Origin of the sequence: Protofrankia sp. Cr2, assembly GCF_963555885.1 — a bacterium.
Classification (GTDB): Bacteria; Actinomycetota; Actinomycetes; order Frankiales; family Frankiaceae; genus Protofrankia.
Genome location: NZ_CAUVXG010000097.1, coordinates 1 through 7,801, shown reverse-complemented (window position 1 = coordinate 7,801; position 7,801 = coordinate 1). Strand labels below are relative to the sequence as shown.

3 protein-coding genes and 1 pseudogene are annotated in these 7,801 nt (G+C 68.3%); 1 reads left to right on the top strand and 3 read right to left on the bottom strand.

From position 1 onward, the window contains the following. Nucleotides 1-2,151, bottom strand: a 2,151-nt coding sequence (locus U9978_RS23355) for a serine/threonine-protein kinase (protein WP_322763298.1), incomplete at its 3' end; no start/stop codon positions are given. Nucleotides 2,152-2,596: 445 nt separating this feature from the next. On the opposite strand from U9978_RS23355, the gene U9978_RS23350 reads away from it, so the two are divergent. After that, a complete protein-coding gene (locus U9978_RS23350) occupies nt 2,597-5,020 on the top strand; it encodes an Hsp70 family protein (RefSeq protein ID WP_322763297.1) in 2,424 nt (807 codons plus the stop codon). Between the two features lie 13 nt (nt 5,021-5,033). Here U9978_RS23350 and U9978_RS23345 read toward each other — a convergent pair whose 3' ends face one another. Together U9978_RS23345 and U9978_RS23340 are read right to left on the bottom strand one after the other, a co-directional pair. Next, nucleotides 5,034-7,427, bottom strand: coding sequence for a serine/threonine-protein kinase (locus U9978_RS23345; protein ID WP_322763296.1), 2,394 nt, complete (start codon nt 7,425-7,427; stop codon nt 5,034-5,036). Nucleotides 7,428-7,596: 169 nt separating this feature from the next. After that, nucleotides 7,597-7,801 (bottom strand): annotated as a pseudogene (locus tag U9978_RS23340) (beta-ketoacyl-ACP synthase); the annotation flags it as partial.

Genomic DNA, 7,801 nt, shown 5'->3' with positions numbered 1-7,801 from the left:
AGATGTGTATAAGGGACAGGTCGAGGGTGGGTGGGATGAGGAGCCGCCACCGGATGGTGTGCCGCTTGGTGCGGGTTGCGTCGACGGCATGCCAGCTGAAGAGCCCCCGCCGGATGGCGTTCCGCTTGGCGGCTCTGTTGACGGCGAACCACCCGATGACGGTGGGTTCGTGGTGGACGGTGGGGGTGTGTAAGGCTGGTCATTCCCGCCGTCTGTGCTCCCGGGACGCACGAACGGGCGGTTCGTCGACGGATCCACGAGCGTGAACGACACCAGCGGGCTGGGCGATCCTTCGATGATCGTGACCATTGTCGGCGAGAATGCGGGCCACGCGGGACCGACAAAGGTCGGGTTCGAATGCGCGGAAGGTGCGGTCAGCGGGTTTCCGCAGTTGCATTTCGTGGCCGGTCTGCCGTATCTGTCCACCAGCACGGCTGTACCAGCCTGAAGTACCGAAGAGATGGCGACCGCGCGATTGCCGGCATAGCGATAGTTTGTCACGTACGTGTCAGTGCGCAGGATCACCGGCGTCAGTGTCCGGAGATGACTCGGCGCGTCCTGGGGCCTGACCCCGAGGACGCCGGACCACGCAGTCGCCCGGTCAGGGTTGCGTCGAAGGAGCTCGGCCATCTTTCCGATGTCACAACTGGAGTGGCTGGGGGTTCCGCCGTACAGCCCCGGGGTGTTCGCCGGGTAGGTGTGTCCGACCTTCGGCGGTGGTTGGACGTCCGCCATGTCCTTGCCGACAGGGGGCAGGAACGGGTTCGGACCGGGTTCGAAGACGGGTTCTCGCGTGAAGCTCGCGGCCGTCTTCTCGGCGCCGGTCAACGAGAGGCCGACGAAGCCGGCGAGCGCGGTGACCAGCACCACCAGAACGACGATGACCGCCGGCAGGCTTGAGGTGAGATGACGGATCCGTCGTCCTGGCGGTTCGGACTGGACGCGTTCGGCGGGCCGGCTGGTAGCGGGCGGGCCGGTAGCGGGCGGGCCGGCAGCGGGCGGGCCGGCAGCGGGCGCCGAGACGACCTGCCGCGCGGGTGTTGCCGGGCCGTTCGTATCGGCCGGACCGTTCGTACCGGTTGGGCCATTCGTACCGGCAGGGTCGGCAACAGGGCCGTTGGGCGGTTCGATCGACCCTGTCCGCTTGGTGACGATCGGGCGGGCAGTCGGACCCGGCGCCGCGATCCGTCGTCCGGTGGCGTCAACCCTTCCGGACGTGCGAGTGGGCGGCCGGGTTGTCGGCTCTGTCCGTAGGGGCGCCCAGCCATGCATCACCTCGGTGACGGCTGCCTGCTGCTCGGCCGGAGGACTGCCGATCATGCTCCACAACAGCTCGGTAGCGGACGGACGGTCGGCCGCTTCCTTGCTCAGGGCACGGACGACAAGCGGCCGAAGCGCCGGGTCAAGCCCCTCCAGCCGTGGTTCCTCCCGCGTCACCCGGTAGAGCACGGACTCTGTGGAACCCTCGCCGAACGCGCAGCGACCGGTCCCGGCGAAGGCCACCGCCCCGCCCCACGCGAAGATGTCGGCCGCAGCCGATATCACCCCACCACGGACCTGCTCGGGTGCCATGAACGCCGGAGTGCCCAGACCGCGCAGGTCCTGGCGCACCCGTGTCGCAGCATCCACCGACCGGGCAATCCCGAAATCGATCACTCGTGGGCCGAACTGTGACATCAGTACGTTGGCCGGTTTCAGGTCCTGATGCACCACCCCGGCCCGGTGGATCGCGGTCAGCGCGGCCGCCACCCCGACCGCGAGGCGTTCCAGGTTCGCCGATGGCAGGGGTCCGTCCGAGGCGACCACGGCGGCCAGCGTCGGGCCGTCGACGTATTCGGTGACCAGATACGGTTGCTCGGCGTCCGGATCGGCGTCGAGCACCTCAGCGGTACAGAAACGCGCGATCCGGCGGGCGGTGGCGGCCTCCCGGCGGAAACGGGCGCGAAACGCCGGATTGCTCGCGACGTCGGACCGGATCACTTTGATCGCAACCAGGCGCCCAGGCGCGCTCCGGGCCAGGTAGACGACGCCCATGCCACCCGCGCCGAGCCGGCGGAGCACGGTGTACGGGCCCAGCCTGGTCGGGTCGAACCGTCCCAACGGGGTTCCCGCGGCGGCTACGACCGACTCAACCGATTTCGGGTCGGACACCGGGCCTACCTCCGTCACGCCGTCGGGTTGCTTCACGCCGTCGGGTTGCCGGATAAACCGTCCCCGCGAAAAGCCCGGTGGGCAACCGCGCTGCCTGAAATATGCGCTGGCGGCACTGTATGGCGCTGGCGGCACTGTGTCGAAGGATTCCACCGACCAGTCCGGAAAATATTCTTCTGAAATATCCGGATCTTGTATGTATATTACGGAAATAATAACGTGTAAAAGCTGATGATGTCGTTGCCGGACGCTCTAAACCGCGGTGATCGGTTATTCACCCCATCCCGGGCGTTCGGCGCAGCGCCGGGACGGGCATCCCACCGAGTGGCCCGGGGTGGCTGCGGGCTGCCGGAAATGATGATTGATGTCGGATGTGGATTCCGGACAGCCCGATTTCTGTACCAGCCCGATTTCTGTAGCAGCCCGATGAGGAGGCGGCACGGACGTGGAGTACCAACTTGCCATCGATGTGGGATCGGCATGGGTGACGGCCGCTCTCGCGGATGGCGGCCGTGTCAGAGTCGTTTCCTTCGGTGGCGCCGGCGCACGGCTGCCGGCCGTGCTTTACCTGGGAGCGGACGGGTCGACGCTGTTCGGGCACGCGGCCCGTCGCCGGGCGCTGGCGGACCCGGCGCGCGTGGCGTCAGACATCCCTCGTCGCCTGGGTGATCCAACGCCGCTGCTCATCGGTGGCGCATCCCTGCCGGTGGCGTCCCTGCTCGCACGGTTGCTCGGTCATGTGGTCGCAGAGGTGGTCAGCCAGACCGGCGGCCCGCCGACGAGCATCACCGTGAGCCATCCGGCGAGCTGGTCGCCCTACAAGATCGATATTTTGTCGGGCGCGCTCCACCAGATCTCCGTCGATGGCTCGCCCATTCTTGCTACCTGCCCCGCGCCGGTGGCGGCCGCTACATACCGCCAGCACCTGTCGGCCCGGACCGGGGATCCGGTCGCCGTCTATGACCTGGGCGCAGGCTCGTTCGACACCGCCGTCGTGGGTCTGGACGCAGGCTCGGGCGACGGGCCGGAAGGCGGCCGGTGGGTCCTGCGCGGCCACCCCGACGGGCTGGACCACATGGGCGGTCGTGATCTGGACGAGGCCGTCCTCGGACACGTGATGAATGTCCTGGGCGACAGGGTGGCGGGGCTACCGTGGACGGCTCCGCCGGAGATCACCACGATGCCGCGCACGGTGCCGCCGATCGACCCTGCCCTGCTGTCCGGATTCGCCCGGCTACGTGCCGAGTGTGCTGAGGCTCGGGAGACGTTGTCCGAGGACACTGAGGCCGAGATCGGTGTTGTCCTGCCCTCGGTTGTCACCATGGTTCGGATAACCCGGGCGGAGTTCGACGCTCTCGCCCGGCCGGCTCTCACCGAGACTGTGGCCGCGCTGCGCCGCACGCTTCTGTCAGTGCCGGTAGACCCCTCCGACCTCGGCGCGGTCCTGCTGTGCGGCGGGTTGGTGCACACCCCACTCGTCCACGATCTGCTGGTGGCGGAGCTGGGCGCGGATGTGATGCTCGATGTGCGTCCGGCCGGGGAGATCGCGCTCGGCGCGGCCCTGATCGCGGCGCATGAGGCATCGCCCGAGCTGGCCTCCCCCGACGCGGTCGACGGCGGCGCGGGGCCTGCTGCCGACAAGGGGCATACCGGCGTACCTCCCACGGGCCTCATCGCCCCGCCACTGCCCACGAGTGTGCCGCCGGCCGAGCTCTACCGGTCGCGTCCGGGTGCGGCAGCCACGGCGCAGGATCAGGCGTCCGCACACGAACCCGTCGCACCCGCCGGTCATGGCTCTCGGCGGCTGACCGGGCCTGTGCGCAGGCACCCGTGGGCGTTTGCGGCAATGATCATCTGGATGATTCCGTTGATTGTCATCGTGGTCGTCCTGTTCGGTGGCGGGAGCTCAGGAGGCTGGGCCGAGGAATACCACTACGCCTCGCCGTGGGTCTACCGGGCGCAGGAACAGGCCGAGAACCTCCCGCCGCCTCTGGTCGGGGACGTGCCCAACCCAGGCCCGAACGACGTCACCGTGGGTGGTTCGATCGAGGTCGCACCGGTCACGGAAACCGCTTACGCACTGTTCCGCAGACAGCAGCGCGACGTCCAGGTGACAACCCGTGCGGTGAGTACCGACGACGGCTTCGCCAAGTTGTGCCAAGGCCAGCTTGACATCAGCGGTGCGTCATTCCCCAAGGAACCCACCGCCACGTGCGGGCAGGATCAGGTGAGTGCCTTCGAGGTCGCGCACGAGACATTGCCGGTCGTGGTGGACAGGAGCAACACCTGGGCGCGCTGCCTCACCCTCGCGCAACTGCACGCGGTCTGGGGGAAGGAATCAACGATCAGTTCGTGGCGGCAGGTCGACCCGTCCTTCCCGGATGTTCCTCTGACACCGGCGGGTTTCAACCCCGGCTCGATCCCGAACGCCTTCTTCAACGCCGGAGTCAACAATGGCAGGGAGGAGGGTCGGACGGATTTCCGCAGCTATTCCGACGGCAACGCGATCGCCCAGGCTGTGGGGTCGACCAGGGGCGCGGTGGGGTATGTGGATTTCCCGACCCTTGCCGCAAACACCGAGCGTGTCAGCGGAGTCCAGATCAACAATGGGGCGGGATGCGTTGAGCCGACCCTGGAAAACGCCCGCGCCGGTCGGTATCTGCCGTTGTGCAAGCCGCTCTACATCTATGTCCGGTCGGCGGCATTGCGCCGTCCCGCGGTGGCAGCGTTCGTCAGGTTCTACCTGTCCAACCAAGCGGAGATCGCGATGGCGGCCCACACTGTGCCTCGCGACGAGGCAGAGGTCAAGGAATCGGTCGAGAAAGTGGACGAACTGACCAAGGGCGTCGGCCCGGTGCGGCCAGGTTGACATTCTCGGACAGCTACCCGCAGGGCGGTCGGTAAGCCATGTCGGGAAGGAATCGGCTCCACTCCTGCGGGGTCAGACGGTTGCCCGGGTCTGCGCATGCCGCAGCGGCGAGCCGGGTGGGGTCGAGCCGCAGGAGTCTGATCGTGGCGTCGTTGCCGGCCGTGGCCAACGTCTCGCCGGCGGCATCGAACGCCACCGTCTGCACGCCGCCAGCCGGTGCGCCGGTGAGGCGCGCAAGGACGGGGTCGCGGGGGCTGGTCACGTCGACCAGGCCGACCGTTGCGTCCAGGCTCGCCGTGGCGAGCCAGCCGCCACCGAACGCGACACCGGTTACCCAGTCGAGGTGATCGGTCAGCACCGCGTCGGGGGTCGGGCGAGCGGGGTCGGAGACATCCCACAGCCGTGCGGTGTGGTCGTCACCGCCAGTGGCGAGCAGATGTCCGTCCTGGTTGAAAGTGATCCCCTCCACGACCCCGCTGTGGCCGGTCATCGTCGCAAGAGAACGCGGGGCCTGACGGTCGCTGATGTCCCACAGCCGGGCGGTGCCATCGACCGAGGCGGTGGCCAGGATCCGCCCGTCCGGCGCGAACGCGACGCTCTGTACAGGGCCGAGATGGCCATAGAGGCTCGTCAGGAACATCGGGTGTCGTGGGTCGGAGACGTCCCACAGCCGCGCCGAGCGGTCATCGCTTGTGGTCGCGACGGTACGGCCGTCCGGACTGAACGCCACGCCGTTCACCGGGCTGATATGGCCGGCCAGCGTGGACAGCGCAGCTGGCCGGTACGGGTCGGAGACATCGGTGAGGCGAGCGGTGCTATCCGGGCCGGCAGTAGCCAGCAGACGTCCGTCCGGGCTGATCGCCATACTGTTGGCCTGCCCTGTTCGTTCGCTGAGCGTAGCCGCAGGCAGCACCGGGGAGTGACTGGTGGCATCGAAGATGGCAACAATACCGTCGGAGTCAGGACCCGGGCCGGACCCCGCGAGCAGCCGGCCGTCCGAGCTGAGCGCGACTGCCCCGACGGATTTCGTGGGCATGGCAACGGGGGTGGCCGACGGCCAGACGAAAGATGTGATCATTGCGAGCCGGGCCTCGGGCGTGGGGGACAGTTTCCAGGCAGCGAGGCTGAGCCGGGCGGCCAGTGCCGGGTCTTTCGCACGCTGCGTGTCCGCCGCTGTGGTGAGCCGGCGGGAAGCGTCCTGGGACCTGTCGGGGGACGACCGCGATGTCAGCACCGTGGCGAGGGTTCCCGCCACCAGGACGAGCGCGAACAATCCGGCGAGAATCGCCCGCCTGCCAACAGCCCACCGCCACCACCGTGCGGGCAACGACGGCCGGGAAGGCAGCCCATCCGGTGTCGGTGTCTTGGGTGTCGGGGGTGCAGACGGGGGGCTGGGCGCCGGTATTCGCGCCGGGGCCTGTGATCGGGCCTGGCTCTGTGATCGGGACGGTGCCGGTGGGTTCGCGGCCGCTGGCGCGGGGAACGACGCAATCGGCGTGACGCCCGGCTGGTGCGGTTGCCGTTCCGCTGGGGACGCGTGCGGCGGGGACGCCGGTTCGGTCAAGACGGTTTCGGCCATGGATGGATCGCCGAGGAGACGTACGAGCAGGTCCTGAGCGCTGGGCCGCTCGGTCGGGTTCTTGCCCATGGCTTCTTCGACAAGCAGACTCAGCTCGTCATCCAGGCCATCAAGGCAGGGCTGGGTGTGCACGGCTCGGTACAGCAAGGCGTCGGTCGGCCCCTGCCCGAACGGAAGGCGGCCGGTGCCCGCATAGAGGACGACGCCACCCCAGGCGAAGACGTCCACCGCGGCTGTGATCTCGTCTCCGACGATCTGTTCCGGCGCCATGAAGCCAGGGGTTCCGATCCGCTGCTTTTCGCCGCTGATCGTGGTGAGCGCCGTTGTGCGCGCCATCCCAAAGTCGATCACTTTGGGCCCCATGGCGGAAACAAGCACATTGGACGGTGTGAGGTCACCATGAGTCACGCCAGCGTTGTGGATGGCGGTGAGCGCGGTCGCAACATTCACGGCGAGCAGTTCGAGGTCTGTCGAGCGTAGCGGGCCCTGCTCCGAGACGGTCACGGACAGCGTCAGCCCTTCGACGTATTCAGTGACCAGGTAGGGCTGGTCGGCGTCGGGGTCTGCGTCGATGACAGCGGCTGTGCAGAACCGCGCGACCCGGCGGGCGTTCACCGCCTCCCGCCGGAATCGCTCCCGGAACTCCGGTGCACGGGCGAAGTCGGGCCTGATCATCTTGACGGCGACCAACGGGCCGTCCGGGCGTCGTCCGAGGTACACCGTGCCCATCCCGCCCTGGCCGAGCCGACCATGCAGATGGTAGGGCCCGAGTCGGTGTGGGTCACCCGCGTGCAACGGCGATGCGGACCGGGGTGCCGCATCCGCCACTGTCGCCACCCGCCCCTATCGGATTTCCGCCGGCATCGGGTGATCTGCCGCCACCGTGCCTGTTCATACCCGGACCGTTGATACCCGGACCGTGGGTGACCATGCCGCGGCCCGGGCACTTCAGGCGAAAGTCAGGTCCGCATGGGCGACCACGTCAGGGTGTGAAGGGTCAGGGTGTGAAGGCGAGGCAGACGTCGTGCCCGCCGAAACCGAACGAGTTCGACAACGCCGCACCGGTCGGGATGGCCCGGTTGTCGATGGCCACCACATCCAGATCGATCTCGTCGTCGAGCGCGTCGAGGTTGCGGGTGGCCGGCACCGTGCGGTCGCGCAGCGCCAGGACGCAGAACACCGCCTCGACCGCGCCGGCCGCA